Source organism: Kaistia defluvii (genome assembly GCF_040548815.1).
Classification (GTDB): Bacteria; Pseudomonadota; Alphaproteobacteria; order Rhizobiales; family Kaistiaceae; genus Kaistia; species Kaistia defluvii_A.
The window spans coordinates 252,290-276,681 of record NZ_JBEPSM010000001.1 but is presented as its reverse complement, the minus strand read 5'-3'; the positions used below and the strand labels follow the sequence as shown (position 1 = coordinate 276,681).

Genomic DNA, 24,392 nt, shown 5'->3' with positions numbered 1-24,392 from the left:
AAGTGCAGGAGAAGCGGCGGAAGAAAGTCTCCCGATCACACGCTGGTCCAGCCCGCCGCCTTCCGCACGAGCAGCGTCTCGGTCGCCTTGTCAAAGGCGAGCCACCCAATCTCGGGCGTCGCGAACCACCATGCGCCATCGGCGTAGACGGCGAGATCGCCGCCCTGCCCGGCCCAGTCGCCGGTCGGGCTGAGACCGAGCAGATGGCGTTCGCCCTCTACCGGCGAGCCCGGCGGCGAGACCGCGTCGACGGACTCGACCGCAAGCTGGACCAGCCCGTCGAGACGGCGCAGCGCCTCGTTGTGGGTGACGTGCTTCCGCGCCTGTGACGGAGCGAGGTAGGGCAGCGCGAGATGCGCGGTCTGATCAGCCATGGACGAGAACCTCCGTTGCGATGCCCGGTCCCGCCGTGGCGCTCAGCTGGCGGACGCGGACGGTGAAGGATGCATACGGCGCGCTCAGCACCGCCGCGAGGTCGCCGGACGAAAGCACGAGCGATGGGACCGTGGTGTCGAAGCTCGCCCGCAGCGTCTCGCCCTCGAGCAGATCGACCCGGTAGGCTTCCGACGCCTCGCCGAGCGGCACCTCGACCTGTTCCCAGCCATCCCCGCCGACCCGCGTCTGGCGGATCCAGGAGAGCGCGACGTCGCCCATCGCATCGCGTGCCCCGCGAAGCTGCGCCGGCGCGAAGGGCAGCCGCCAACGACCGGCGACGGTGAAATCCTGCGTGGTGAAGCGATCGGGATCGAAGGCGATGGCCAACGGTCCGACGCGCAGCGAACGGGCCAGACCGATCTCGGAGGGATCGAGATCGAGGTGGGGTGTCGCGGCGTCGATCCGCACGAAGCGCGCGCCCTCGGCATGGCCGCGGGCGGCAAGATCCGACGTGCCGCCCTGCCCGCGCAGCAGTCCGGTCACTCGCCACAGCCCGGCACCAATCAATTCGGCCGAGCGGAACTGGATGACCTCGAAGCCATCCGCCTCGCTGCCGATCGCCGCGATATTGCGCCCGTTCAGCACCGCCTCGTCCGGCAGGCTCGCGAGCGCACCGACCGGCAATTCCACGTCGAGCGTGTTGGCAAGATCCCAGCGTCCGACCGGGCCCGGCGGCACCGAGTCCGCGATGGTTCCGACCGTCGCCGCCTGCGGTACGATCTGACGCAGCGGGAAACCGGAGGCCGGCGAACCGATCGAAAGGCCGAAGGCGCCCGGCCAAGGATCGGCGAACACCGCCACGCGCGCCGCCGTCGCTTCGCTGCCCGTCAGGGACGGCAGGTCGAGAACGATGACGTCGGGCGGGCCAGGATCGGCCGACCATTCCGGCGTTCCGCCCGTGCCGCCGCCGGCCGGAACAGGTGCGCCAAACGGATCGACCGTTCGCCCCTCGATGCGCCGCGCCAGGCCGTCCTCGACCTTGGTGACGCGAAAGCTCGTGCGCCCCTCGGGCCGGAGCAGAGTCACGACATCCGCCGGCTCGATTGCCAGCCGGCGATCGGTCAGCGCCAGCGACACCGTCTCGCGGCCATCCCAGATTTCCTGCAGGCGTTGATCCGCCAGGGCGACCGCCAGCGCGTCGTCGGTGACGATGCCGGTCGAAAGCGTCGCCTGCCGATGCCCCGCCGCCTCCAGCCGGCGCGAGGCAACGACCCGGTCGCGGTAATCACTGGCGCCATCGATGAAGCCGAAGGCGAGTTCGGCCGGCAGCTCGGTTTCCTGCGCCCGGCGGATCGCGAGCAAGGGCTGCTCTCCATCCTCGACCACATCGGCCGGCGTCAGCGTCAACCTCGGCAGACCGCGGCGGATGAAGCGGACGATATCTCCTGATTCCGCTGCTTCGAAGCCGAGTGCTTCGGCGAGACCGTCTAGCGCCTGCCGTGCCGAGCCGACCCGGGCAATCACGAAGCCGTCGACCAGCCCGTCGAGATCGCCAACGCGATAGGGCTCGAAGCCATAATCCCGCAGAATGCGCTCGACCAGGCGGATGGTGGTCAGGTTGCCGAGCCGGCCGTTCAGCCAGTGCCCGGTCTCCCAATTGCCGCCATCTGACCAGACGTCTGTCAGCTGCGGAAAGGCTGGATAGGGCCGCGCGTCCCAGGACCAGACATAGGTTCGCGAGGCATCGACCATCCGCCCTTCATAGACATCCGAGGCAGGATTGTTCGTCGCGACGAAATCGGGCAAGGCCGGGTCCCAATAGCCGAGTACGGCGGTCAGGAACCGTTCCTGCATCAGCGGGTCACGGCTGCCATTGGAAAAATGCGGCAGCCTGGCGCCGCCGACCTTCGGATCGGGAAAGACGTTCGGCTCGTTGGCGCCCTTGTCGATCGCGGCGCAGCCGATCTCGGTGAACCAGATTGGCTTCGACTTCGGCGTCCACCCGGTCGGCGTGGCGGCCTCAATGCCGCCGGGCCGGTCGAGATGGGGGTTCGACCACCAGTTCACGAGATCCTTGTAGCGGAACACCCAGGGCTTGCCCGCGCCGCCATCGCTGATCGGCGAGCGGATCTGCGCCAAGCGGTCGGCGTCGCTGGCATAGTACCAGTCGAAGCCCTCACCGCCGGCGATGTTGGCCCTGAGATAGTCGAGGTCCCGGCCGCTCTCGGCGACCGCTGCGTCGAGATGGTCGAAACCGTCGCGCCAGTCGGACAAGGGGACGTAGCTGTCGATGCCGATCGCGTCGATGGCGTCGTCGGCCCAGAGCGGATCCAGATGAAAATGCACGTCGCCGGAGCCGTCGCCCGGCTGGTGGCCGAAATATTCGCTCCAGTCGGCGGCATAGGTAATCTTCGCGGCCGGCAGGATCAGACGCACATCGGCGGCAAGCGCCTTCAGCGCCGCGACGAAGGGATAGGTCGAAGCGTCGGAGCGCAGCGTCGTCAGCCCGCGCAGTTCCGAGCCTATGAGAAAGGCATCCACTCCGCCGGCCGCCTTGCAGAGATGCGCCGCGTGCAGGACCATCCGCCGGTAGGTCCATTCATCCGGGCCGGAATAGTGCACCGCGCCGCCCGAGACGGAGAAATCCGTCCGCGCCGCCGTGCCGACGAAGCTGGCGATTTCGCTCGCGGCCGCCGCCGTCTTGTCCGGCGTGCCGTCACGGCCCGGTGCGATCGAGGCGGTGATCTCGCCGCGCCAGGGATAGGCCGGCTGGGTCGCGTCCCAATAGGGATGCGGCAGGTCATTGTCGGCGGGGATATCCATCATCAGGAAGGGATAGAAGGTGACGGCGATGCCACGCGCCTTCAGATCCTGAATCGCGCGAATGACGCTGGCGTCGGAGGGCGTGCCGCCGAAGGCCGGCCGGTCGTCGATACGGCTAACCGCCCGCGCAGCACTTCTGTTCAACCCGGCGACGCGCCACGATGTCGGGCTCGTGACCGTCGAATAATCTTCGACGCGCGGCGCGACCGTGCAGTGGCCGGCGCGCAGATCGTCGCCAAACCAGGAGACGGCCAGCGCCGCCCGTTCGAGATGGGGGCAAAGCGCCTGCAATTCGTCGATCGAGGCTTCCCAATCGGTGCGCGCGCCATCGACATGGCGGTTGATGGTGACGCGCCGGCCCCGCCCCTTCGACGTGTAGACCGGCAGCGGATCATAGGCGAATTCCGACGCGCCGGGGATGATGACGACGGCGCGGATCTCGTCCTCGACACCGCCGACCGGGCGGAATACCTCGAAGGAAAGCTGCGGCAGCCGGTTGCCATAGTCGCCGATCGGCAGGCGCTCGAATACGACCATCGCCGTGCCGCGATAAGCCGGCGTTCCGGTCGTGCCCTGCCGGGCCTCGATCAGGCTGTCGGCCGGCTGGTCCTCCCCGCCCAGATGCACGCGATGATGCACGTCCGCCAGGTTGATCAGATCGCCATCGGCCCAAACGCGGCCGATGCGGGCGATCGGTCCTTCACAGATGCCGACGGCGAAATTGGCATAATAGGAGTAGGTGGTGACGGTCGGGCCGCCCTTGCCGCCCTCCTCCTGCTTCACCTCCTGGAAGCGCGTCGCCCAGATGACCTGACCCGCCAGCCGGGCGCGGCCATAGACGCGCGGGATCGGCGTGCCCTCCTCCGAACGCTGCACCGAGAGATCGGAGAGGCGCGGCCCCTCGATGTTCTGGCCGAACAGGGTCTGGTCGACGGCATAGCCGGCCATGGCGCCGACCGCGCCGCCAAGGATCGCGCCGACCGGGCCGAACAGGCCGCCGATCGCGGCGCCGGCCGCCTGCAGGACGAGGGTCGCCATCAGTCGGTCACTCCGGGAAACGAGAAGACAAACGCGGCGCGCCGGCGCCACCAAGGCGATAGAGCGGCGGTGGCGACGGCGGCGCCGTCATGCGCGTGCAGGAAGCGATCCGGCGCAATCAGGATCGCCGCGTGCTTGGCCGGCAGGTTTTCCCGCCAACGAAACAGCAGCAGATCACCCGTCGTCGCCGCATCGAGCGGAACAGCCGCCATGTGCCGTCCAGCGGCCTCGGCCAGCGTGTCCTGCCCGCGCGCCTCGGCCCAGTCGGCGGTATAGACCGGCATGTCTTCCGGCTCGCCGCCATAGAGTTGGCGCCAGACGCCGCGCACCAGGCCGAGGCAATCGCAGCCGACGCCCCGAAGCGACGCCTGATGCCGATAGGGCGTGCCGAGCCAGGCCATCGCTGCGTCGACGATCGCCTGGCGGGAAACCAGGTTTGCCATTTCGATCCCCTTCCGAATCTGCGAGGTTCCGCCGGCTCACCGGGAACGAGGCTCCGCCATGCCCAGGCACACCGAAAACATGCGCGCCTTGCGCGAAATTCTGACCGGATTGACGCGCGAGACGGCGTGGCCGCAGAAGAACGAGGTCAGCCGCAACATCGACATCGCGATGTCCTATGTCGCCTGGACGCCGGCTGTCGGCGCCGCCGCGACGGATACGGCGGCCCGCTGCTTCGAGGTGCTGCAGATCGTCAGCCGCGCTTCGTCCGACGGGGCCAAGCGTGCCAGCGCCATCCAGGACGGCCTTGCCGCGATCGATGAACTGGAGCGCGTGCTCGACGCCGCGGCCTGAGCTACAGCCGCCCGCCATTGTTGCGGCTGCCATTGCGGGCATAGCCGAGCGCGAAATCATTGCCGGGCATGTGCGGAAAGCCGCGAAAGTTCAGGCGATTGCCGAATTTCTCGCGGCAGGTTTCAAAACGCTTGTCGCAGCCGGCGGTGACGGTGAACGTGTCGCCGGGCTCGATCTGACCGGTCATGGCGTTCCAGAGCTCGACGGTCGGCTGGCCTGCGACCTCGCGCTGCGACTTGACCACAGCGCGGCGGCCCGCATTCGCACCGCTGCCCCAGGTAAGCGTGCCGCGCTCGAACCAGCCGGCGGCAAACGCTTCCAGCCCGGCAATTGTGAACCGCCTGCCGTCCTGCGCAGCCACCACCGTCCCGCTGCCGCGAAAGGCAGGATCTTCGAGATCGACCCTGCATCTGGCATCGCCGAGATCGGCGTCGCATGGGGTGCGAAACACCCGTCCCTGCGGCTCGTCGAGCCCCGCGGCAAGGCCGCGTATCTCGACCCGGAACGCGCCATCCTCGCGCAGCACCTCGCCGATATGGCCGACACGGAGCAGCAGCCGCTCCTCCGGCGCCGACCAGTTGACGAGAAACGTCTCGATCCGGGCGTGGTCGAAGGCGCCGGCGGCAAGCTCTGCCTCCGACAGCCGGTCCGAGATCAGCGCGCCGGCGACCTCCATGCCGCCCGTCACCATGTCGGTCTCGGCGCTGGCCTCGCTGGCGGAAAGGCCGGTCGCCGCCTCGTAAGTGACGCCGTCCAGCACGAGATCGCGATCATGATCGGTGAAGCCGAGCACGACGCCGTCCTTCCGCTGCAGCCGCCAGGCGTGGCACAGCGTCGAGGCGTCGCCGGCCAAATGCGCCGCAAGATCGGGAGGAAGCGTCCTCATGGCCGAATCTCCACGATCGGGATCGACGGGATTTCGCCGGCCTCGAAGGCGGCGAGATTGATCACCAGTTGGTCGGCGTCGAAGCGCACCGGCACGTCGAAGCGGAAGCCGGCGGTGACGATCGCCCCCTCCGCCGGCGCTTCTGCGAGCGTGACCAGCCCGGTCGTGGGGTCGACAGCAAAGTCCTCGGTCGCGACGCCATCCACCGCCACGGTGACACTGCCTTCGACCGGCTTGGCGATCGCCCGCTCATAGGGCGCATGCAGCGCGCCATAGGTCTTCCTCAACTGAAACACCGTCGTTTCTTCGTCGCCAGCGCCAAGCACCTGGTCGGTCGGCGCCGGCTCCGTCCCCGGCGGTGCGGAGGCGTCGTCGGCTCAGTCGTGCCAGCGGAAGCCAAACAGTTTTCCGCGCCGCTCTTCGAAGAAGGCGATCACCTGATGCAGGTCGGCGAGCGAGCGCACGCCGTAGCCGGCGTCATAGCGCCGGCGCGATTCCGCCCAGCGCGCATTGCGCCGCTCGCCGCCCGAGCCAAGCGTCACCACCTCGGTGCGCCGCTCCGGCCCGCCAGAGGAGCCGAAGGCGATGTTGGTCGGGAAGCGGATTTCGTGAAAGGCAGGGATCAGCGGCATCAAAGCCCCCTTCTGCCGCGACCGACGGCGCGCGCCAGCGTCGCGGCGACATGCGCCTCGGACTTGCGAAAGCTCTGGGCGTCCGGCGTCTGGATGGCGATGTTGACCGTCACCGGCGCGCCGCCGCCCGAAACGCCCAACCGCCCGTCCGGGCCGCGCGAAAGCGGCATGATCGCCTCGGCCCCCGCCTCGCCCATCAGGCCGAACCCGCCGGAAAGCGGGAAATAAGTCGGGCTGGCGACGACGCCGCCCTTGGCGAACGGCTTTACCCCGCCGAGCGAGCCCACCAGGCCGGAGAGCAGCCCGCCGATGCCGCTTTCGATCGGCTTCAAAGCGGCGTTGAGCGCCATCGTCGAGAAGCGCAGCGCAAGGTTTCTGAGGATGTCGTCGAATTCCTTGCCGCCGACCACCGCATCGCGAAACGCCCGGCTGATCGCGCCGGAAAAGCCATCCGCCTGCTTGGCAAGGCCATCGAGCGAGGCGGTGAAGGCGGAGGTATCGGCGGTGATGCGCACGGAAAGTTCGTCGATCGGCGTGGTCATGATGGCTCCTGGTCGAACAGACGGTCGCCTCCACCAGTACACGCATGTATGGTGACGAAAGGACCAGCTCTATCGGGGGTTATGAATGCTGAATCTGAAGGCCATTTGCTTCTCGGCCATGATCATTCTGGGCGGCGCATACCAACACGCTCATGCGACCGAGCCAACGACCGACCAGAAAATTGAGACCCTGATGAAGGGGATTGACTTCGATCAGCAAAGACATCGTCTGCTGGACCAGATCTTCAACGCCTTGAAAGCAACAAATCTAGAAATCCCTCAGTCGTTCATGGACAGAGCGACGTCAATCATGATGGAGAATTACGAGGACGTTTTCTCCAATCAAGATCAGGCAATCATCGAGATATACAAGTCGGTATATTCTGAAGCAGAAATTGACGCCATGTACGACTTCTACAGCACACCTGTTGGACGCCAAATCCTGGACAAGAATTCAGCTATTGCCGAAGAAATAACGGAATACTCGCTTCCAAAGTCGGTAGAATTCATACAGAAATCGATGAGCAAGATTCAGACGGATCCGGAAATCCAAGAAATAATCCGCGAAGCTCGTCAGAAGAAGCAATGAGTCCAGGCGAGGGGCTAGTGATCCGGGAACCGCCGCATCAAGTCGTCAAGACGGGTGCGGTCCATCGGGGCATGGGTCCGGCCGGTCAGGCCCTCGATCGCGGCGGCGAGTTCGCGCGGCGTCAGCGCCCAGAACTCGCGGCTCGATAGCCTGAGCACGCCAAATCCGATCGCCATCGCCTCGCGCCAGGGAAAAGGCGCGGGTCCCTGCGCAGTAGGAAGCAAGCCCCTCACCCCAGCCCTCTCACGGTTTCCCGGAGAGGGAGCCGACCAAGCCCCGGATGAGGGGGCCGATCGAGGCTCGGGTGACGACCGAGGCTCGTTGGAGAGTTCAGGTGCATCCGCTCCATGAGAAGGGCGCAGCCGTCGATGAAGGCCGCTATCCTCCCCCTCGCCCGCTTGCGGGAGAGGGCTGGGGTGAGGGTCTTGCTTGCCGGCAGCGCTTTCCTTGGGCCCTTCATCCTGCCGCCCCGCACTCACCCGCCGCCCCCGCCAAACGTGGCGTCCAAGAGTTCCGAAACGATCGCCGCGAACCCCGCCGCACCGTTGGGAGCCCGCATTGCCGCGACCTGGTGGTCGTCGATGCTTTCTCCCGCGCCGCGGAGGCCGGCGCCGAGAATGCGGATCGCATCCCTTGCCGACAGCCGGCCCTCGCCGAAGCGGGCGGCCAGTGCCGAGAGGTCCTCGGCGCCGAAGGCAGCTTCCAGTTCCGCCAGCGCGCCGAGCGTCAGGCAGAGCGTGTGCGGCCGGCCGTCGAGTTCGGCTTCGATCTCGCCGCGATGCCGGTTCGCCATCACGCAGCCGCCGTGAACTGGATCAGGCCGGCCGATTCCAGCGCGGTCTCATAGGTGACGGCGCCGTCATGCTCGCCGGAATAGTCCAGCGCGGTGATCTGGAACGGTCCGGCCAGCGTGCCGAAATCCGGCACGATCAGCTGGAAATCGCGGATCGCGCCGTCGAAGAACAGGGTGCGGATCGCGGCGTCGGTCGCCGCATCGCGAAAGATGCCCGAGCCGGAAACGCTGGCGCGACGGACGCCGGCCCCGGCGAGCAGTTCCCGCCAGCGGCCGGCCGAATCCGTGTCGGTGATGTCGACCGTCTCGGCGTTGAGCGCGAAGCGCCGGGTCCGCATGCCCGCCACCGTCGAAAAGTCGCCGGAGCCGGTGGTGTCGATCTTCAGGAGCAAATCCTTGCCCTTCTGCGCCGTCATCCTCTATCCCCTTCTCATTCGCTGAACCTATTTCACCCGTCTGGGAGCCGCCGCCGATGCCTCGAATCGAAGTCGTCCGCGCCGGCGAGAGCGACATCCCGTTCATCGTCGCGACCGAGCGGCGGCCGGGTTTCGAAAAGCTGGTCGGCCGCTGGGAAGCGGCACAGCACGCCGAGGCGATGACCGAGCCGCGCTATGCCTATTTCCTCGCCCGCGCCGTCGCGGATGGTAGCGAGCCAAAGCCGCTCGGCTTCGCGCTGCTGCGCGACTGGGATTCGCCGGAGCGGTCGACGCTGCTGAAGCGGATCGCCGTCAGCGAGCCCGGCCAAGGCGTCGGCCCCGCGCTGCTCAGGGGGCTCATCGAGCGTGTCTTCACCGAAACGAAGGCGCACCGGCTGTCGCTCGGCCTGTTCCCGCACAATCTGCGCGCCCGCCGCGCCTATGAATCCGTCGGCTTCCAGGCCGAAGGCGTTTCGCGCGGCAGTGCCTTTGTCGGCGGCGAACATCACGACGAGCTGGTGATGGCGATCCTCAGGCCCGACTGGCTGGCGAGAAAAGGCTAGTCCTCGACCAGCGCCGCGAGGCGCAGGACGCCGTGCTCGGTGATGCCGTCCGGATCCAGCCGGACCTCGGCATAGGTAACGCGGATCAGCACCAGCGAAGGACCGTCCATCGCAAGCGGCGCGTCATGCAGCAGCCGCATCAGATGGCCGAGGATTGCCCAGGCCTCGCGCTTGCCGAGTGCCCGCGACCAGACATGCAGGGTCAGGCTGACCTCGCCGCCCGCCTCGCCATCGCTCGACCAGTCGGCCTGCCCGGTTTCGCCCAGCGTCACCGAGGGAAAAGCCGCCGCGCGCGGCGCGCCGTCATGGATGCGGTCCCCCACCAACGCCCCGAGGTCGCCATCGGCGAGCAGGCTGGCGACGATCGCCACCTGCAGTTCGAGCGCGGCTGTCATCGCGACCTCCTTCTTAGGCGGTTTAGCGCCGGGGCAATTATCGGCTTCGCCGCCTCCCCAAGCGCTCCGAATTCGCGGGCGAAGAGGTTTTCGCCGGAAAGGGTGATGTCGAGGGAATGGCTGGAATGAGACACGTTCCCTGAAGGAGGAGTGCTTTCGTCACCTCTCCCTGAGGAAGAGGTCGACGCGCGGAGCGCGGCGGGTGAGGGTTTAGGGACCTCTCCGGAAAGGCCGTAAACCCTCACCCGGCCCTGCGGGCCGACCTCTCCCTCAGGGAGAGGTGAAGGTTCGGTGCCTTCTGAATTCGTCTCCTCCAGCGCCTGCCTCAGCCTTTCGGCATTGCGCTGCAAGGCCTCGGAGACCGAGGGATCGACAGCCTTGCGCAGGGCCGAGGCCAGCGCCTGTCCCGTGAGGGCGCGTGCGTTCATGGCCTTTCCTCCACCGCTTCGAGCACGAGAAAGCGCCGCGTTTCGTCCGGATCGCGCCAGGCCTCTATGCGCAGCACGCGTCCGCGATGCACGATCCGCATGCCGCCCTCGACATCGGTGCGGTGGCGCATGGTGATCCGGTGCGTGACGCGGGTCGCGAGCCGGTCGGCGGCGAAAATCTCGCCGGCCGCGACCGGCTCGATGGCCGCCCAGAGCGTCGCGACCTCTACCCAATCGACCGTCGCGCCACCGCTGCCATCGGCGGTGCGGACGGGTCGCTCCAGCGCGACGCGGTTCGAAAGCTGGCCGGGATCAAAGCCGCTCACAGCGAACGCACCCGATAGGGCGCGACCAGCGCCTCGAAGCCGAGCGGCGCGACGTCGCCGGCTCGGTCGAAGCCAACGGCGCCGCGATGTTCATACCAATGCGCCACCAGCATCAGGATCGCCTGGCGCAGCGCCGCGGGCACGGCGAGGCTGGAGACGCCATAACCGACGGTGACGTCGATCTCGATGCCGTTGTCGTAGAGCGCCGCCTGCGGCCGAAGCTTCGCCACGATGCGCGGCGGCAGGCGGGCGGCGTCGACGCGGTAGGCCTCCGCCTCGAGGACCTGCGCCGCGCCAACGATGTCGTAAAGCGTGATGCTTTCCACGGAGATCAGCGGCGCGAGGGGAAGCTCGATCGCCCGGCCGGCCGGCCACTCGTCGAGATAGATGCGCCAGCCCTGCGCGATCAGCTTGCGCCGCGTCTCGCTTTCGACATGGGTGCGCGCCGCCAGGATCGCCGCCTGCAGCAGGCTGTCCTCCTCTGTGCCGTCGACGCGCAGATGCGCCTTCACATCGGCCAGCGACACAGGCTCGGTCGCCGGCGCGGAAATCAGCGCCACGGTCATGATGGCTCCTTGCGGTGAGGTGTTTTGGATGAGGAGGAGCGGCGCCCGCCAGGGCGAAGCGCCGCTCCGGGCCGGCCCCGGCGGGAGGGGACCGGGGCCGGCTATCACGCACCTCCGCCGTCATCCCGGACGCAGCGAAGCGAAGATCCGGGATTCATTCAGCCGGGGAATCGGGAGGTTCGCTTCCCGTTGAACCCAGCTGCATGGATCCTCGCTTTCGCGAGGATGACGGCGGAGGGGTGGACGACATGGAGGCATGTCGAAAGCAAGAACCCTCACCCCGGCCCTCTCCCGCCTCGCGGGAGAGGGAGAAGGAGAGCTCCAGCCTTGCCCTCTCCCGCGCGGGAGAGGGTTGGGTGAGGGTCTTTGCTTCCTAGCTCGTGCCGAACTTCAGCAGCTTGATCGCGTCAAAGTCCTGAACGCCGCCGCCGACGCGTTTGGTGGTGTAGAAGAGGACGTAGGGCTTGGCGGAATAGGGATCGCGCAGCACGCGAACGCCGAGGCGGTCGACGACGAGATAGCCACGCTTGAAGTCGCCGAAGGCGAGCGACAGCGAATTGGCGGCGATGTCGGGCATGTCCTCGGCCTCCGTCACCGGGAAGCCCATCAGCGACGCCTCGCCGCCCGCGACCGCCGCCGGCTGCCAAAGATAATGGCCGTCGGCATCCTTCAGCTTGCGGATGGAAGCCTGGGTGCGGCGGTTGAGCACGAAGCGGGCATTGGCGCGATAGCCTGATTTCAGCGTGTAGATCAGGTCTACCAGCACGTCGGAGGGATTGCTGGAGGGGAGCGCGCCGGACGCTCCCGTCACGACATAGCCAAGCTTGCCCCAGGTCCACGAGCCTTCCGCGGCCGTGGTGTAGGAAAGAAAACCCTTCGGCTTGTTGGTGCCGTCGCCGGAAACGAAGGCGGTGCCTTCCTGCGCCGCGAAGGCGCTCTCCACCTCGGCGGCGATCCAGTCGTCGATGTTGACGGCGCTATCGTCGAGCAGCGCGGCGGTCGCCGCCGGCATGGCGTAGAGCTCCATCGCGGGGAAATCGAGCGCGGCGATGGTGGGCGACGTGGTCTGCGAGCGGCTGTCGGTCTCGCCGGCCCAGCCGACCGCCGGGCCGGCGGTCATGAAGGGCTTGCGATAGGTGCCGGACGAGACCTGGCGGACATCGGCGATGGCGCGGATCGGCGAGATGGCGGCGAGGCGTTTTCCAATCTCGGTCTCCGTCTCGATCGGCACGAGATAGCCGCCATCGGCATTCGAACCGGCCGAAAGTGCCTTCTGCTCCAGTTTGCGAAAGCCGTCCTCGTCGCCGCCGCGCACATAGCTCTCGAAGGCCTGCTTGTGCTCGGAAGGCCGCGCCGCGCCACGCTCTGCCGAAAGCGGCGGGCGGCGACCCTTCAGCGTCAGCTCGTCCAGCGCCTTATTGATGCGGTCGAGCTTGTCGGTGGTGACGACGTCAGCAGTGAGCTTGGTCTCGATCTCGGAGAGTCGCTCGTCATTGGTGTCCTTGAACGCCTCGAAGGCGCGCATGAAGTCGTCGAAGGCGGCGGAAACATCGCCGCTTTCGACAGCCTTGGCCTCGGGTGCAGAGCCGGAAATCTCGGTCATCGATTTGTCCTTGTCGGGTGGAGGGAACGGGCGGCCCGGCGCATCCGCGCGGCCAGGCCGGTGGTCTTGACGCTCGAGACGCGCGCGTCGGGCTGCATCGGGAAGGTCACGACCGAGATCTCCCAGAGGTCGATCTCGATAAGCTTGCGGATGCCTGCCGACCGGTCGGCGCGCGCCTTGACGGTCTTGAAGCCGATCGAGAGCCCGTCGAGCGCGCCGGCCCGCATCAGGCTCGCCACTTCGCGCCCCCGCGCCACGTCTGCCATCAGCCGACCGCGCACGAACAGGCCGCGCGGATCCTCGCGGATCTCCATCCAGACGCCGATCGGCTCGGCCGGATCGTGCTGGTAGAGCATGCGGATGCCGGCAGCGCCGCGGGCGGCGATCGAGCGTTTGAACGCGCCGGGCAGCACGAGATCGCCCGAGAGGTCGGCGGTGCCGAACAGGCTGGCATAGCCGGAAAAGACGCCCTCGCCGTCGATACCGGAAAGGTCGGCGGCTGCGAATTTGGTCTCGAGCGCAGGCGCGGAAGAAAGGGTCATGCGGTCTCCTTCGCGGAAAGGTCCGCGTGGAAGGGGGAGTCGGATCAAAGGGTTGGAGTGAATGGCGTCGAGGTTGATTTCACGCTCGCCGTTATCCCGGGCGGCGACCCAGGATCCATTCAGCCGGAGCCTCGGGCGTCGAGACGTCTTTCCAGACGCCAACGAACCCGGCTGCCTGGATCCTCGCCTCCGCGAGGATGACGCCGGAGATGGGATGGGCGGCCTCGACCAAACTTCATCGAGCTGCACGCCCTCGTTGCGTCCTTCGAGACGGCCCTTCGGGCCTCCTCAGGATGTTGAGGTTGAGCGTTGCGCGGCGGCGGTAGAGCCGCTCCGGACCAGTTGGCGCGCTAGCTCCGCGCCAGAAGCCTCTCCAGCGCGCCGGCGAAATCGCGGAACACCTTGCGGTGGTCGGGTGCAAGGCGTTGCAGGATGCGGTTCAGCATCTGGGTCATGCTTCACTTCCTCCAATTTGGACTCCGGGCCGCCCCCGCGCTCGCCGTACCAGCGGCGCTCGACGCCTGCCCCTTACTCGCCGTTCGATCGGCGCGTTGTGCCTGTCCCATGCTCGCCGTCATCCTCGCGCAGGCGAGGATCCATTCCCCCCAAGCCTTGGGAGGTTCGCTCGGGTCCGAGCCTGCAGGGCCAATGACTGCGGCTGCATGGATCCTCGCTTTCGCGAGGATGACGCCGGTGGGTGTATGGCCGGATGCAGGTAGCATCTGGGCCATCTTTACTCGCACACGTCGAGCCCTCACCCGCAGGCAGCGGAGAAAACCCTCGCGCTCAGAATCCCTTAGCGCCGGTCGTTGAAAAACCGATTCAGCCGGGCGATCTCGGCCACGAAGTCGTTGAACCGGCGGTTTGAGCTGGCCAGCTCGCGCAGGGCCCAGACCAGCAAGGCGCTGGCGCCGGAGGCCCAGAGAAACAGCGCCAGATGCGCCAGGTCGCCCCGGCTGGCAAAGACGCGGGTCAAGTCGTCCACCCCTCGTCTCCTTCTCCATTCACAGGCCCCGAACCGGTCGCGCCATAGCCCACCGCCTGGCGCTTCTCGTCGCGGGTCAGGAAATCGGCGGCGGTGATCCGGCTCCAGAGTGCCGCCCGCTCGACCGACAGCGCCTCAACCGCGTCGGCGTCGAAACCGAGCCGGATCGCACCGGGATAATGCGGCCCGAGCCAGGTGGTGAGCGCGTCGGCGGTACGGCCGACCAGCGGCAGGACCGTCTGCCGCCAGAACACGCGGTTGGCCTCGGCATAATTGGCGAAGGTGTTGTCGCCGGGAATGCCAAGCAGCATGGGCGGCACGCCGAAGGCGAGCGCGATCTCGCGCGCCGCGCCGTTCTTCGCCTCGATGAAATCCATGTCGTGCGGCGTCAGCGCCATCGAGGTCCAGTCGAGCCCGCCTTCGAGCAGCAGCGGCCGCCCGGCATTCACCGCGCCGGTATAATTCGCCTCGAGCTCGCGCTTCAGCCGCTCGAACTGGTCCTGCGAAAGATTGGCGCCGCCCTCGCCGCGATAGACCAGCGCGCCGGAAGGGCGCGCCGCATTGTCGAGCAGCGCCTTGTTCCAGGCACCGGCGGCATTGTGCAGGTCGAGCGCGATGGCGGCCGCTTCCAGCGGCGCGAAGCCATAGTGATCGTCGAGCGGATGATAGAGACGCAGATGCAGGACCGGCGATGCGCCATCCTCGACGGGAAAGCGCACCGTCCGCCCGGCGACGGAATATTCGTAGGCCTCCGGCCAGCCGTCCGGGCCCGGCACGACCTTCATGCGGTCGGGCCGCAGCGCATGCAGTTCGGCCGGATCGCCGCCCAGTTGCACCAGCTCGACATAGGCGTTGCCGGAAACCAGGAGGTTGCCATAGAGCGCCTCCAGCCAGGCGGTGCCGGACTGGCGGCCGTTCGGCCGGGCAAGCAGCGCCAGCAGCGGGTGATCCGGCCGCTCGGCCTCGCCCTCATAAGCCAGCCACGGCACCGAAGCGGCGGCTTCCGCGATCATCGTCACGGCGCGATAGACGATGGCGTTCTTCATGTAGCCTTCGCGGGCAAGGCTGGCGAGATCGCGCGCGGTCCAGACGGGCCGCCCCTGCCCTTGCAACGCGATCAGCGGCCCGGTGCGCGAGGCCTTCGCTTCGGGCACGGCGACGCGGCCGCCGAACAGGCGGTTAAAGAGGTTCGGCTTCATGGAGTCTCCGATCGAAATCGCTTTTGCGCGCCGCTCTCCGGCGTAGGCAAGCGGGCGAGCCAAGGCCCCGGTCCACAACCTTAATTTTGCCACGCCCGCGGGCACAACCATTTGCCGTCGCAGCCGGGGGCTCTTGCGTTCTCGTCTGCCAAATGAACTATGGACGCAGTACTTTCGGAAGGAGGGCCGGCACGGATTTGCGTGCGCGCCTGCCCCGCCATCCCGACGGATATGCCGGTCCGGGCACAATTCCGGACGCAAGAGGACTATTCGGTGCTCGACTTCGCCTCGCTCCTCGTCGCCATCGGATTTTCCACGGCCTTTCTATCGGTCATCCTGCTCGCCGCCTGGAAGACGTCGCGACGGGACGGCTTTCTGCTCACCTGCGCCACCGGCGCGCTGCTGATCGCGGTCAGCGTCGGCCTGTCGGTTCTGGACAGGCTTCAACCTTCTGTCTGGCTGCTGGCGATGGCCCTGACGCTGCTGATGTCCGGCACGGCCAACCTCTATGGCAGCGCCGCGCAATTCCGGCTCGGCAGCTCGCCGTGGCGGCGGATCGCCGTGGCGAGCCTGATCCCGGTGGTGCTGACGCTGGCGCCGCTGATGCCCGGCTATAGCGGGATCGCCTATGCCGTCAGCTTCCTGAGCACGGCGGTTCTGCTCTTTCTGACCTCGCACCAGTTCTGGCTGGCGCGCGCCCAGGCGCCGATGACGACCCTCACCATCGCCTCGCTCTATTTTCTAGTCGGTGTGTCCTTCCTGCCCCGCGCGGTGCTGGTCCTGGCAAGGGACGGCATCGTCGTCGCCGGACGGCCGCAGAACTGGGCGCAGGACCTGTCCATCATGCTGGTGATCGGCTCGATCCCCGCGCTCGGCGCGTTGACCATGGCGCTGAGCCAGATCCGCACGGCGCAGGCGCATCGGCGCGAAGCGCTGACCGACCCGCTGACGGGGCTGATGAACCGGCGCGCCCTGTTCGACGCGCAGCAAGGTGGCCTGGCGCCGGCAAGCGTCGCGGTCCTGTTCGATATCGACGAGTTCAAATCCATCAACGATTCCCATGGCCATGCGATGGGAGATCGCGTCATCGTCCTGTTCGCGACGGCGCTGAAGGACAACCTTCCCGCCTCGGCCCTGGCCGCCCGGATCGGCGGCGAGGAGTTTGCCCTGATCCTGCGCGACACGACCCTCGAAACGGCCGCCCGGCATGCCGACGAAGTCCGCCGCCGCTTCGTCGCCCTGGTGCGGGCGGAAGCCGATTTGACCTGCACCGCCAGCGCCGGCATCGCCGGCACGGGACCACATGCCGCCCATGCCGATCGCGTCCTGGCGGAAGCCGACCGCGCGCTCTACGACGCCAAGCGGGGTGGACGCGACAGGGTCGTCATCGCGCAGCCGCAGGCCGAACGCCCGCCCCTTGCCAGAGCCGACACGGCCTTCCGCGGTTCCGCTGGCTAATTGCCGTCGAGCGCGATGTCGGCGTGCTTCTGGTTGGTGAACAGCAGCGACGGGTGAAGTTCTTCCAGTCCGTCATAGGGGTTGGCGTGAATGGCCAGGATCCACAGGCTCACCGAGGCAGTGATCGCGTAGATCGCCAGCGCCCGCCTGCCGGCGAGCTTCCGGTCGGCATGGGTCGCCGCGATGGTGATCGCCGTCAGGAGCGTCAGGAACATCACCAGGTACCATTTGTAGTAGTCGATCGAGGTGTTGCCGACCGCGAGGCGCATGTTGCGGGCGTCCTGCAGATTGCTGAGGTCGTGGATCGCCTGCGAAATCAGCAAGCTCGGCGCATTGCCGCGCGCCAGATCCGCGATCTCGCCGCGCAGATCGTGCAAAGCCTTCTCAACCTGCTCGTCGGGCAGGACGTTCTTGCCCTCCAGCCATTCGCGCATCGCCACCTGCTTGCGATAGGCGAGGATGCCATCGTTCAGCTTGGGCGAATTGAGAATATCCGGCTCGGCGCTGCGCAGCAGGCGGATGATCGACGAGCGCTCCATGCTCGCCGCCTGGTCCGCCCTGGAATTCACGGCCCAGATATCGGCGGCGATGAAGCCGAGCGATAGCGCCCAGGCGGTCGCGATCGTGCCGAGAAAGGCGGATTGCGGGATCGAAAGAATGTCGCGGCTGGCATGCTTCGACAGGAAATAGAGAGCGAGCCTTCCCGCCAGATAGAACGTCAGTCCGAAGGCGGTGAACAACACGAACAGCATCGGTGCCGAAAGTTGGGAGGCCTGCTCCATCGATAGTTCCCCATTGCATGCGTCCGACAGGATCGGGACCGTCGCCCACGCGCGGCGACGGGCGCCGGCACGCGGCTTCTGCCTGATGCTTCAGGGGATTCGCCTTGCAAGACAACCGGCCTTCCGATCCCGCAGCCAAACGTCGCTTCACATGCTCCGGATCCTCGGCTCGCCCGGCGCGCGCAGCATCAGCGCGGTCAGCGCCCAGACCAGCGCGTCGAGCCGGTCCGGCGAGCGGCCATGGGCCAGGCCCTCCGGGCCGAAATCCGCCATTTCATCCTCCAGCGCCGGAAACGTCCCGGCATGGCGCACCCGGCCCTGCGCATAGAGCGCCGCCACCGGTTCGGCCCGCAGATATTTTCCACGCGTCGCGCGCACCGAAGTCACCGGCACGGCCGGATCGACCTCGTTGATCACGCTCGCCACCATGTCGCCGCCCTGGTTGACCTCGGCGACCAGCAGATCCGCATCAAGCGCCCGGTAAAGCCCGACCGCGACCGAAGCCCAGGCCGCCGGCCTCACCTCGGCGAGACTCCGATCCGCCAGGACATAGGCGGTGCCATCCTCGGCCAGGCCGCAGGCGACGATGCCACAGGCATCCGCCCCCTTGCGCCGCGAGGCGGGCGGATCGACCGCGACCGCGATGCGGACGAGATCCGGCGCGCGCTCGACGCGCTGGCGTTCGATCTCGTCACGGCTCCACAGCGCATCGGCGCGATCCTCGATCCATTCTCCGTCGATCTCCTGCCGGCCGAGCCGGGTGCCGCGATAGCGCCCAACGACGCGCTCCAGGAAGCCCGGCGCGAGATTGGCGAGGTTGGCCGAGGTGCCGGCGCGGGTAATCACGGTCCGCTCGGCGGAAAGCAGCCGCTTCAGCAGCGGGATCGGGCGCGGCGTCGTGGTGACGAGCTGACGGGGCATGTCGCCCAGCCGAAGGCCGAATTGCAGCATGTCCCAGCAGGCCTCCGGATAGCGCCATTTGCCCAGTTCGTCCGCCCAGGCCGCCTCGAATTGCGGACCGCGCAAACTCTCCGGGTCTTCCGACGAAAAACACAGCGCCAGCGCGCCATTCGGCCATTCCAGCCGGCGGCGCGACGGCTGCCAGTTCGGCCGCTCGTGCCGACGGTGCACGGAGAGCAGCCCCGAAACCCCTTCGATCATCACGTCGCGGACATCGGCCAAGGTCTCGCCGATCAGGGCGATCCGCCCGACCGGCGACGCGGCAAAGCCCGGACGGCCGGCAGCGAGGCCGCGGATCCATTCCGCTCCAGCGCGGGTCTTGCCGGCGCCGCGCCCGCCGATCATCAGCCAGGTGAGCCAGTCGCCTTCGGGCGGATACTGGTCGTCCCTCGCCCAGAAATCCCAGTCATGCTGGAACGCATCGATCTCCTCCGGCCGCAACCCCGCCAGCAGGCGCGACGGCCGCATCCCCCGCTGCATCGAGCTGTTCCAGGCGCGCCTGAAGCCGCGCCCGGAGGGCCTCGATGTCGAGGGGAGCGGCATCGGCGGCATCGTCCGTTCCTTCCCGCAGCTTTCCCAGCGTCTCGAGGGTGCGCGCCAGCACGGAGAGCGTGCGCGCGTCCTTCTCCTCGACGCCGCCCTCGCCATTGGCGAAGCGCAATTCGAGCTCGGCGACCTGCTTTTCAAAGGTCCGATAAAGCCGCGCCACCAGCTTCTCCTCCGCCGCGCCGTCCGGCAGCGGCGGCGCCTCGCCCGGCCGCAGCCAACCCTGCCGGTCCGCCCGCTTCGCCACCGCGACATGGCTGACCCCATGCTCGGCGGCGATATCGCGAAGTGGCAGCGCCGACGTCTCATAGGCGACGCGCACCGCCGCCCACTGATCGAGGCTCAGTTCCGGCATTCTTTTCGCCTCGGTGGGGAACTGTGTTGGCTGACGGTGGTGGCCAAGAGTGAGCAGACGGTGCCCCCGCTCGCCGTCATCCCCGCGAAGGCGGGGACCCATGCAGCGGAGCATCCGGGAGGTTCGCACCTCCTAGAACCCGGCTGGATGGATCCCCGGTCAAGCCGGGGATGACGGCGAGACTTGGAAGGCAGGGGATCTGAATTGGGGGAGCCTTTGAGCGCCCGCATCCGCTGAACGCAACTCTTCGACTATGCCTGAACCCTACCGGAGCAGCGCCTCGCTGTCAAGGACTATTTTCCTATCCATCGAGACATTCCCTTCCGGGCCGGCAGCAACAGCTTCGTGCAACCCGCACCAGACAAGCGCGCCGCCCTGCACTATCCTGCCGCCAAATTCCAAGAATCCCTGGGAGGGGAACCCTTATGAGCGACCTGCCGAGCTTCGACCTTACCGGCCGTACGGCCCTTGTCACCGGCGCCGCGCGCGGCCTCGGCCGCGCCACCGCGCTGGCGCTGGCCGCTGGGGGCGCGGATGTGGCGCTCGGCCTGCGCGACGCGACTTCCGATGCCGGGCTGGTTGCCGAAATCGAGGCGATGGGCCGCCGCGCCGTCCCGCTGCAGATGGACGTGCTCGACCTGCCGCAGGCCTATTCGGCGGTCGACGCTGCGATCGCAGCCCTCGGCCAGATCGATATCCTGGTCAACAATGCCGGCGGCGGCACGATCGGGCCGGTCGAGGACTTCCCGGAGGCGGATTTCGACTTCACGATCAACCTGACCGTCAAATCGACCTTCTTCCTGTCGCAATATGTCGGCCGGCACATGATCGAGCGGAAGACCGGCGCGATCATCAACATGGGCTCGCAGGCCGGCGCGATCGCCCTGCCCGGCGAGGCGATCTACTGCCTGAGCAAGGCGGCGGTCAGCCACATGACCAAATGCTTCGCGGTCGAATGGGGCCAGCACAATGTCCGCGTCAATTGCGTGGCGCCGACCTTCATCCGCACCGACGGCACGGCCGACATGCTGTCCGATCCCGAATTCCACGCCGACGTGCTGGAGCGCATCGCCGCCCTGCACCGGATCGGCCAGCCCAAGGAAGTCTCCGGCGTCGTCGTCTTCCTCGCCTCCGACGCCGCCTCGATGATCACCGGCCAGACGCTTCTGGTCGATGGCGGCTGGACGGCGCGGTAGCCGTCCCGCCTCCTTCGCCGATTCCGACTCGAGTGTTGGAATCGGCCGCCCTGCGGAGTCTGGAAAGAGCCTAACCCTTCGGGGGCAGGCTCTGGCCGATATCGCCGCGCAGCAGATGCTGGAAGGGCGCCGGCTGCAGCTTGCCGGGCTGGGCGAACGGGTTGGCGAAAGCGTAGATGAAGAACAGGATCACGCCGGAATAGAGCGCGAAGATCGACAGCAGCACCACATTGTTGCGGCTGGGCCGGAAGACGTAGAACGGCACCGAAAGCAGCGCCAGACCGATCAGGGCCGGCGCCCAGAAAAGGCCGCTGAAGCGCCCCACCGCCGTCGCCTCGCGCAATTGCCGATAGCCGGCGACCGCGGTGATGCGGTCGCGCATCCGGCCCGCCAGATATCGCTCGCGATCCGTGGAAGGGCTGAGGTCGAGCAAGATGCCATAGACCTTGTCCCAGTCGATCCAGGCCTGCGCCGAGAGCCCCTCGCCGCGCGCCAGACGATCCCATTCCTCGTTGACCACCGTGTCGAGGTAGCTGGCCAGCGTCACCTGGACCGGACCCACCACCGGGCCGCCATAGCGGTAGACGTCATGATAGACGTCGGAAACCGCCGTGGCCTCCTGCGTCAGCACATTGCGGATGCCCTTGTAGTCGTCGAGTTCCTGGGCATAGACCAGCGCGAGGATCAGGCCATGCAGCGCGGCGATGCGCACGGCGATGGAGGCCGCGGCGTCCGGCGTACGGTCGACCTCGTCGCCGACCCGCAGGAGCCGGCGCGCCAGAAAATAGCTGCCGAAGACGATCGCCATCGCCGCGAGGACGAAGGCGATTCCAACCGATACGGAAATGACGTTCACCCATGAGCTCCTGGCGCTTGCCCCCGAAACAGATCACAGATCTTCGGACGGCTCCAGCCGGGATAGCCCGACGATGCGCCATGCTCCCGCTTGGGCATGCCGCAGCGAGAGAAGCGCCGAATGTTTGCCGGTCGGGTGCGGCGCCGGTATTCGGCCTGCTGCGTCAGGATCGGCACCGAAAGACGCAAGTCTTGCAGCCTTTCGACACGCAATCTTTACACGCCGACGCTTATCCCGAAGCTGCGGTGTGGGGCCAATCCCGGGCAGCCGCGAAGCCGGATCGAACTTCCGGAAGTTAGGGCATCATGACGAAAGCCATTCGCACGCTTGCGCTCTGCGGAGCGCTCCTTGCAACCACCGTCTTGGCGACCGCGGTGCGGGCGGAAACCGCCGCAACCCCCGCCAGCACCGCCCCGAGCGGGGCTCAGTCGATCGCGGTGCCGTCCGGCGTCCGCTACGAACTGCTGGGACGCTGGGACGTCGACCGGCTCAACCAGATCCTCGTCACCGACTTCCCGAAATTCGCCGGCATCGACGTCACCTATACGCCGGCGCGCAATGCGGTGAAGCTCTACCGCGTCACCTACCCGTCCGTCATCCCCGAGCAGGGCAACAAGCCGATCGTCGCCACGGGCCTGCTGGCCATCCCCGATACTGGCGGCAAGTCCTTCCCGATCGTCTCCTACCAGCATGGCACCGTCTATGGCCGGCAGGAGGTCCCCTCCTTTCCCGACCAGTCGCCCGAAACGCAGCTGATGCTCGCGCAGTTCGCTGGCCAAGGCTACATCGTGATGGGCGCCGACTATTTCGGCATGGGCGTTTCGACGGAGCCGGAAGGCTACATGGTCAAGGGCAGCCACCAGATGGCCTGCCATGACATGATCCGCTCGGGCCGCAGCGTGCTCGACGCGATGGGGATCACCAGCGACAAGCTCTTCCTCGGCGGCTGGTCACAGGGCGGCTTCGTCACCATGGCCTGCCTCGAAAAGCTCGAGAGAGCCGGCGTCACCGTCGATGGGGCAGCCACCGCCAGCGCCCCGATCGACGTGTTCGCGCTGATGAACGGCTTCCTGAACTTCCCGCGGCCCAACGATGCCGCCTGGCTCAACAGCATCGTGATCCTGTCGGCCTTCGCCTATGAGAACTATTATGGCGTGCCGGGCCTCGCGCGTTCCGTGCTGAACCCGGACTATTATGACGCCGCTCGCCGCGCCTATGAGCGCGAGCCCTTCGAAGCCTCGGAAATCCCGACCGACCTGCGCAAGCTGATCCGGGCCGAATATTTCAATCCGCAGTTCTTCGCCGGTTCGGCCTATGGCCGGCTGCTGCGCGAGGCGCAGGGCTATCGCTGGGTGATCCAGTCGCCGGTGCGCAATTATTACGGCGAGGCGGACGAGGCGATCACCCAGGGCGTCGGCAAGATGGCGATGACCTACCAGCAGGCGATGGGCGCCGGGAATACGAAGGTCGAGGCGATCTCCACCGGCCCGACCACGCATCGCGGCACCTACGCCAAGGCCGCCGCCGAATGGAAGCGCTGGTTCGACGGGAAGTGACGCTCTCCGGAGATGCGGCACGGGCCGGCTGAAGCGAGCCGTTGCCCCGCCCTCTCCCCCAGCGGGAGAGGGCCTTGCGGCTCGCGAGCCTCCCCTGGCAGGATCAGGCAAAAGATCGAGACTTTTCGGCTTGGGCCGGGGGCGCACTCGGACCACATCCAACCCGCACCTTCACAGCGGGACAAGATCCATGAAAAAGCGACAGCTAGGCCGCAACGGCCCCATTGTTTCCGAGACCGGCTATGGCGCGATGGGAATTTCGCTCGCCTATGGCGCCAGCGACGAAGCCGAAGGTATCGCCACCATCCAGCGCGCCTTCGAACTCGGCGTCACCTTCTTCGACACCGCCGAGCTCTATGGCTGGGGCGAGAACGAGCGGATCGTCGGCAAGGCCGTCAAAGGCTTCCGCGATGAGATCGTGATCGCGACCAAGTTCGGCTTCACGAAGGAATTCGGCACCGACAGCCGGCCGGAGCACATCCGCGAGGTTGCGGAAAACAGCCTGCGTTATCTCGGCATCGAGCAGATCGACGTGCTCTACCAGCACCGCGTCGACCCCAACGTGCCGATGGAGGACGTGGCCGGAGCGGTCAAGGACCTGATCGCGGCCGGCAAGGTGAAGCATTTCGGGCTGAGCGAAGCCGGGCCGGAAAGCATCCGCCGCGCCCATGCCGTCCAGCCGGTCGCGATGCTGCAGACCGAATATTCGCTGTTCGAGCGCGACGTCGAAGTGCTGTTCCCGCTTCTGCGCGAATTGGGGATCGGCTTCGTGCCATATTCCCCGCTCGGGCGCGGCTTCCTGACCGGCACGGCCAAGCCAGCCGGCGACTACGAGGAAACCGACATGCGCCGCACCGACCCGCGCTGGCAGCCGGGCAATTTTGAGCGCAATGTCGAGGCGGTCCGGCAGTTGACGGAGCTGGCAGCCAGCAAGGGCGCGACGGTGGCGCAGCTGGCGCTGGCCTGGCTGCTAGCCCAGGGCGACGACATCGTTCCCATTCCCGGCACGCGCAACCGCGAGCGGATCGAGGAAAATGTCGGCGCCTCCGAGGTCCGGCTTGACGAGGCCGACCTCGCCCGGATCCGCGAGATCCTGCCCAGGGGTGGCTTCGGCGCCCGCTATATCGACGCCTGGATGCCAAGCTGGACCTGACGTCGGCTCTCTCCCGAAAAGCAGATTGGCCGCG

At 67.3% G+C, this 24,392-nt stretch carries 27 protein-coding genes and 1 pseudogene; 7 read left to right on the top strand and 21 right to left on the bottom strand.

The genetic code is table 11. From position 1 onward, the window contains the following. Positions 1-35: 35 nt before the first annotated feature. The 3 genes from ABIE08_RS01390 to ABIE08_RS01380 are packed head-to-tail and all read right to left on the bottom strand — an operon-like array spanning position 36 to position 4,679. On the bottom strand, positions 36-374 hold the full coding sequence (locus tag ABIE08_RS01390; RefSeq protein ID WP_354548161.1) for a DUF2793 domain-containing protein: 339 nt from the start codon (positions 372-374) through the stop codon (positions 36-38). Further along, positions 367-4,236, bottom strand: coding sequence for a baseplate multidomain protein megatron (locus tag ABIE08_RS01385; RefSeq protein ID WP_354548160.1), 3,870 nt, complete (start codon positions 4,234-4,236; stop codon positions 367-369). The genes ABIE08_RS01390 and ABIE08_RS01385 overlap by 8 nt, the downstream gene beginning before the upstream one ends. After that, entirely contained in the window at positions 4,236-4,679 is a 444-nt protein-coding gene (locus ABIE08_RS01380) for an NlpC/P60 family protein (protein ID WP_354548159.1), read from the bottom strand. The genes ABIE08_RS01385 and ABIE08_RS01380 overlap by 1 nt, the downstream gene beginning before the upstream one ends. 58 nt (positions 4,680-4,737) lie before the next feature. Here ABIE08_RS01380 and ABIE08_RS01375 point away from each other — a divergent pair, with 58 nt between their 5' ends. Further along, a complete protein-coding gene (locus tag ABIE08_RS01375) occupies positions 4,738-5,031 on the top strand; it encodes a hypothetical protein (RefSeq protein ID WP_354548157.1) in 294 nt (97 codons plus the stop codon). Between the two features lies 1 nt (position 5,032). Here the strand turns inward: ABIE08_RS01375 and ABIE08_RS01370 are convergent, their stop codons facing one another. From ABIE08_RS01370 to ABIE08_RS01360, 3 genes and pseudogenes are all read right to left on the bottom strand, one after another. Next, positions 5,033-5,917, bottom strand: a complete 885-nt coding sequence (locus tag ABIE08_RS01370; RefSeq protein WP_354548156.1) for a DUF2163 domain-containing protein — start codon at positions 5,915-5,917, stop codon at positions 5,033-5,035. After that, positions 5,914-6,549: pseudogene (locus ABIE08_RS01365) on the bottom strand (phage distal tail protein, Rcc01695 family). Before ABIE08_RS01365 ends, ABIE08_RS01370 begins: the two are co-directional and overlap by 4 nt. Next, complete coding sequence (locus tag ABIE08_RS01360; protein ID WP_354548155.1) at positions 6,549-7,091, bottom strand: phage tail tape measure protein; 543 nt, start codon at positions 7,089-7,091, stop codon at positions 6,549-6,551. Before ABIE08_RS01360 ends, ABIE08_RS01365 begins: the two are co-directional and overlap by 1 nt. 85 nt (positions 7,092-7,176) lie before the next feature. On the opposite strand from ABIE08_RS01360, the gene ABIE08_RS01355 reads away from it, so the two are divergent. Further along, the gene (locus ABIE08_RS01355) at positions 7,177-7,680 is read left to right on the top strand and encodes a DUF2059 domain-containing protein (protein WP_354548153.1); all 504 of its coding nucleotides are present in this window, start codon (positions 7,177-7,179) and stop codon (positions 7,678-7,680) included. Between the two features lie 14 nt (positions 7,681-7,694). On the opposite strand, the gene ABIE08_RS01350 is transcribed toward ABIE08_RS01355, so the two are convergent. From ABIE08_RS01350 to ABIE08_RS01340, 3 genes are all read right to left on the bottom strand, one after another. After that, the gene (locus tag ABIE08_RS01350) at positions 7,695-7,904 is read right to left on the bottom strand and encodes a rcc01693 family protein (protein ID WP_354548152.1); all 210 of its coding nucleotides are present in this window, start codon (positions 7,902-7,904) and stop codon (positions 7,695-7,697) included. Between the two features lie 251 nt (positions 7,905-8,155). Continuing rightward, entirely contained in the window at positions 8,156-8,473 is a 318-nt protein-coding gene (locus ABIE08_RS01345) for a gene transfer agent family protein (RefSeq protein WP_354548151.1), read from the bottom strand. After that, positions 8,473-8,889, bottom strand: a complete 417-nt coding sequence (locus tag ABIE08_RS01340) for a phage major tail protein, TP901-1 family (RefSeq protein ID WP_354548150.1) — start codon at positions 8,887-8,889, stop codon at positions 8,473-8,475. Before ABIE08_RS01340 ends, ABIE08_RS01345 begins: the two co-directional genes overlap by 1 nt. Positions 8,890-8,945: 56 nt before the next feature. On the opposite strand from ABIE08_RS01340, the gene ABIE08_RS01335 reads away from it, so the two are divergent. Beyond that, positions 8,946-9,452, top strand: coding sequence for a GNAT family N-acetyltransferase (locus ABIE08_RS01335; protein ID WP_354548148.1), 507 nt, complete (start codon positions 8,946-8,948; stop codon positions 9,450-9,452). Here ABIE08_RS01335 and ABIE08_RS01330 read toward each other — a convergent pair. From ABIE08_RS01330 to ABIE08_RS01295, 8 genes are all read right to left on the bottom strand, one after another. Then, positions 9,449-9,847 (bottom strand): DUF3168 domain-containing protein, encoded by a 399-nt coding sequence (locus ABIE08_RS01330; protein ID WP_354548146.1) that lies wholly within the window; start codon positions 9,845-9,847, stop codon positions 9,449-9,451. The genes ABIE08_RS01335 and ABIE08_RS01330 overlap by 4 nt on opposite strands. Beyond that, entirely contained in the window at positions 9,844-10,275 is a 432-nt protein-coding gene (locus ABIE08_RS01325) for a hypothetical protein (RefSeq protein ID WP_354548145.1), read from the bottom strand. Before ABIE08_RS01325 ends, ABIE08_RS01330 begins: the two co-directional genes overlap by 4 nt. Beyond that, complete coding sequence (locus ABIE08_RS01320) at positions 10,272-10,601, bottom strand: phage head closure protein (RefSeq protein ID WP_354548144.1); 330 nt, start codon at positions 10,599-10,601, stop codon at positions 10,272-10,274. The genes ABIE08_RS01325 and ABIE08_RS01320 overlap by 4 nt, the downstream gene beginning before the upstream one ends. After that, positions 10,598-11,167, bottom strand: a complete 570-nt coding sequence (locus tag ABIE08_RS01315; protein ID WP_354548143.1) for a head-tail connector protein — start codon at positions 11,165-11,167, stop codon at positions 10,598-10,600. Before ABIE08_RS01315 ends, ABIE08_RS01320 begins: the two co-directional genes overlap by 4 nt. 373 nt (positions 11,168-11,540) lie before the next feature. Continuing rightward, positions 11,541-12,770: a phage major capsid protein gene (locus ABIE08_RS01310; protein ID WP_354548141.1), complete on the bottom strand. Its 1,230-nt coding sequence runs from the start codon at positions 12,768-12,770 to the stop codon at positions 11,541-11,543. Further along, the gene (locus ABIE08_RS01305) at positions 12,767-13,312 is read right to left on the bottom strand and encodes an HK97 family phage prohead protease (protein ID WP_354548140.1); all 546 of its coding nucleotides are present in this window, start codon (positions 13,310-13,312) and stop codon (positions 12,767-12,769) included. The genes ABIE08_RS01310 and ABIE08_RS01305 overlap by 4 nt, the downstream gene beginning before the upstream one ends. 796 nt (positions 13,313-14,108) lie before the next feature. After that, positions 14,109-14,297, bottom strand: coding sequence for a hypothetical protein (locus tag ABIE08_RS01300; protein ID WP_354548139.1), 189 nt, complete (start codon positions 14,295-14,297; stop codon positions 14,109-14,111). After that, positions 14,285-15,496: a phage portal protein gene (locus ABIE08_RS01295; RefSeq protein WP_354548137.1), complete on the bottom strand. Its 1,212-nt coding sequence runs from the start codon at positions 15,494-15,496 to the stop codon at positions 14,285-14,287. The genes ABIE08_RS01300 and ABIE08_RS01295 overlap by 13 nt, the downstream gene beginning before the upstream one ends. A gap of 273 nt (positions 15,497-15,769) precedes the next feature. Here ABIE08_RS01295 and ABIE08_RS01290 point away from each other — a divergent pair, with 273 nt between their 5' ends. Continuing rightward, positions 15,770-16,954 carry a GGDEF domain-containing protein gene (locus ABIE08_RS01290; protein ID WP_354548136.1) on the top strand — a complete coding sequence of 395 codons (1,185 nt, stop codon included), beginning with the start codon at positions 15,770-15,772 and terminating at the stop codon, positions 16,952-16,954. Here ABIE08_RS01290 and ABIE08_RS01285 read toward each other — a convergent pair. From ABIE08_RS01285 to ABIE08_RS01275, 3 genes are all read right to left on the bottom strand, one after another. Continuing rightward, positions 16,951-17,736 (bottom strand): hypothetical protein, encoded by a 786-nt coding sequence (locus ABIE08_RS01285; protein ID WP_354548135.1) that lies wholly within the window; start codon positions 17,734-17,736, stop codon positions 16,951-16,953. The genes ABIE08_RS01290 and ABIE08_RS01285 overlap by 4 nt on opposite strands. A gap of 147 nt (positions 17,737-17,883) precedes the next feature. Next, positions 17,884-19,164 (bottom strand): DNA-packaging protein, encoded by a 1,281-nt coding sequence (locus ABIE08_RS01280; protein WP_354551526.1) that lies wholly within the window; start codon positions 19,162-19,164, stop codon positions 17,884-17,886. Further along, a complete protein-coding gene (locus ABIE08_RS01275; RefSeq protein WP_354548134.1) occupies positions 19,103-19,597 on the bottom strand; it encodes a hypothetical protein in 495 nt (164 codons plus the stop codon). The genes ABIE08_RS01280 and ABIE08_RS01275 overlap by 62 nt, the downstream gene beginning before the upstream one ends. Positions 19,598-20,022: 425 nt before the next feature. On the opposite strand from ABIE08_RS01275, the gene ABIE08_RS01270 reads away from it, so the two are divergent. Continuing rightward, complete coding sequence (locus ABIE08_RS01270) at positions 20,023-20,793, top strand: SDR family NAD(P)-dependent oxidoreductase (RefSeq protein WP_354548132.1); 771 nt, start codon at positions 20,023-20,025, stop codon at positions 20,791-20,793. Between the two features lie 70 nt (positions 20,794-20,863). On the opposite strand, the gene ABIE08_RS01265 is transcribed toward ABIE08_RS01270, so the two are convergent. After that, positions 20,864-21,649 carry a hypothetical protein gene (locus tag ABIE08_RS01265; RefSeq protein ID WP_354548131.1) on the bottom strand — a complete coding sequence of 262 codons (786 nt, stop codon included), beginning with the start codon at positions 21,647-21,649 and terminating at the stop codon, positions 20,864-20,866. 305 nt (positions 21,650-21,954) lie between these two features. On the opposite strand from ABIE08_RS01265, the gene ABIE08_RS01260 reads away from it, so the two are divergent. Together ABIE08_RS01260 and ABIE08_RS01255 are read left to right on the top strand one after the other, a co-directional pair. Continuing rightward, positions 21,955-23,205 (top strand): alpha/beta hydrolase family protein, encoded by a 1,251-nt coding sequence (locus ABIE08_RS01260; protein ID WP_354548130.1) that lies wholly within the window; start codon positions 21,955-21,957, stop codon positions 23,203-23,205. Positions 23,206-23,395: 190 nt separating this feature from the next. Beyond that, positions 23,396-24,358, top strand: a complete 963-nt coding sequence (locus ABIE08_RS01255) for an aldo/keto reductase (protein WP_354548128.1) — start codon at positions 23,396-23,398, stop codon at positions 24,356-24,358. The last annotated feature ends 34 nt before the right edge of the window (positions 24,359-24,392 follow it).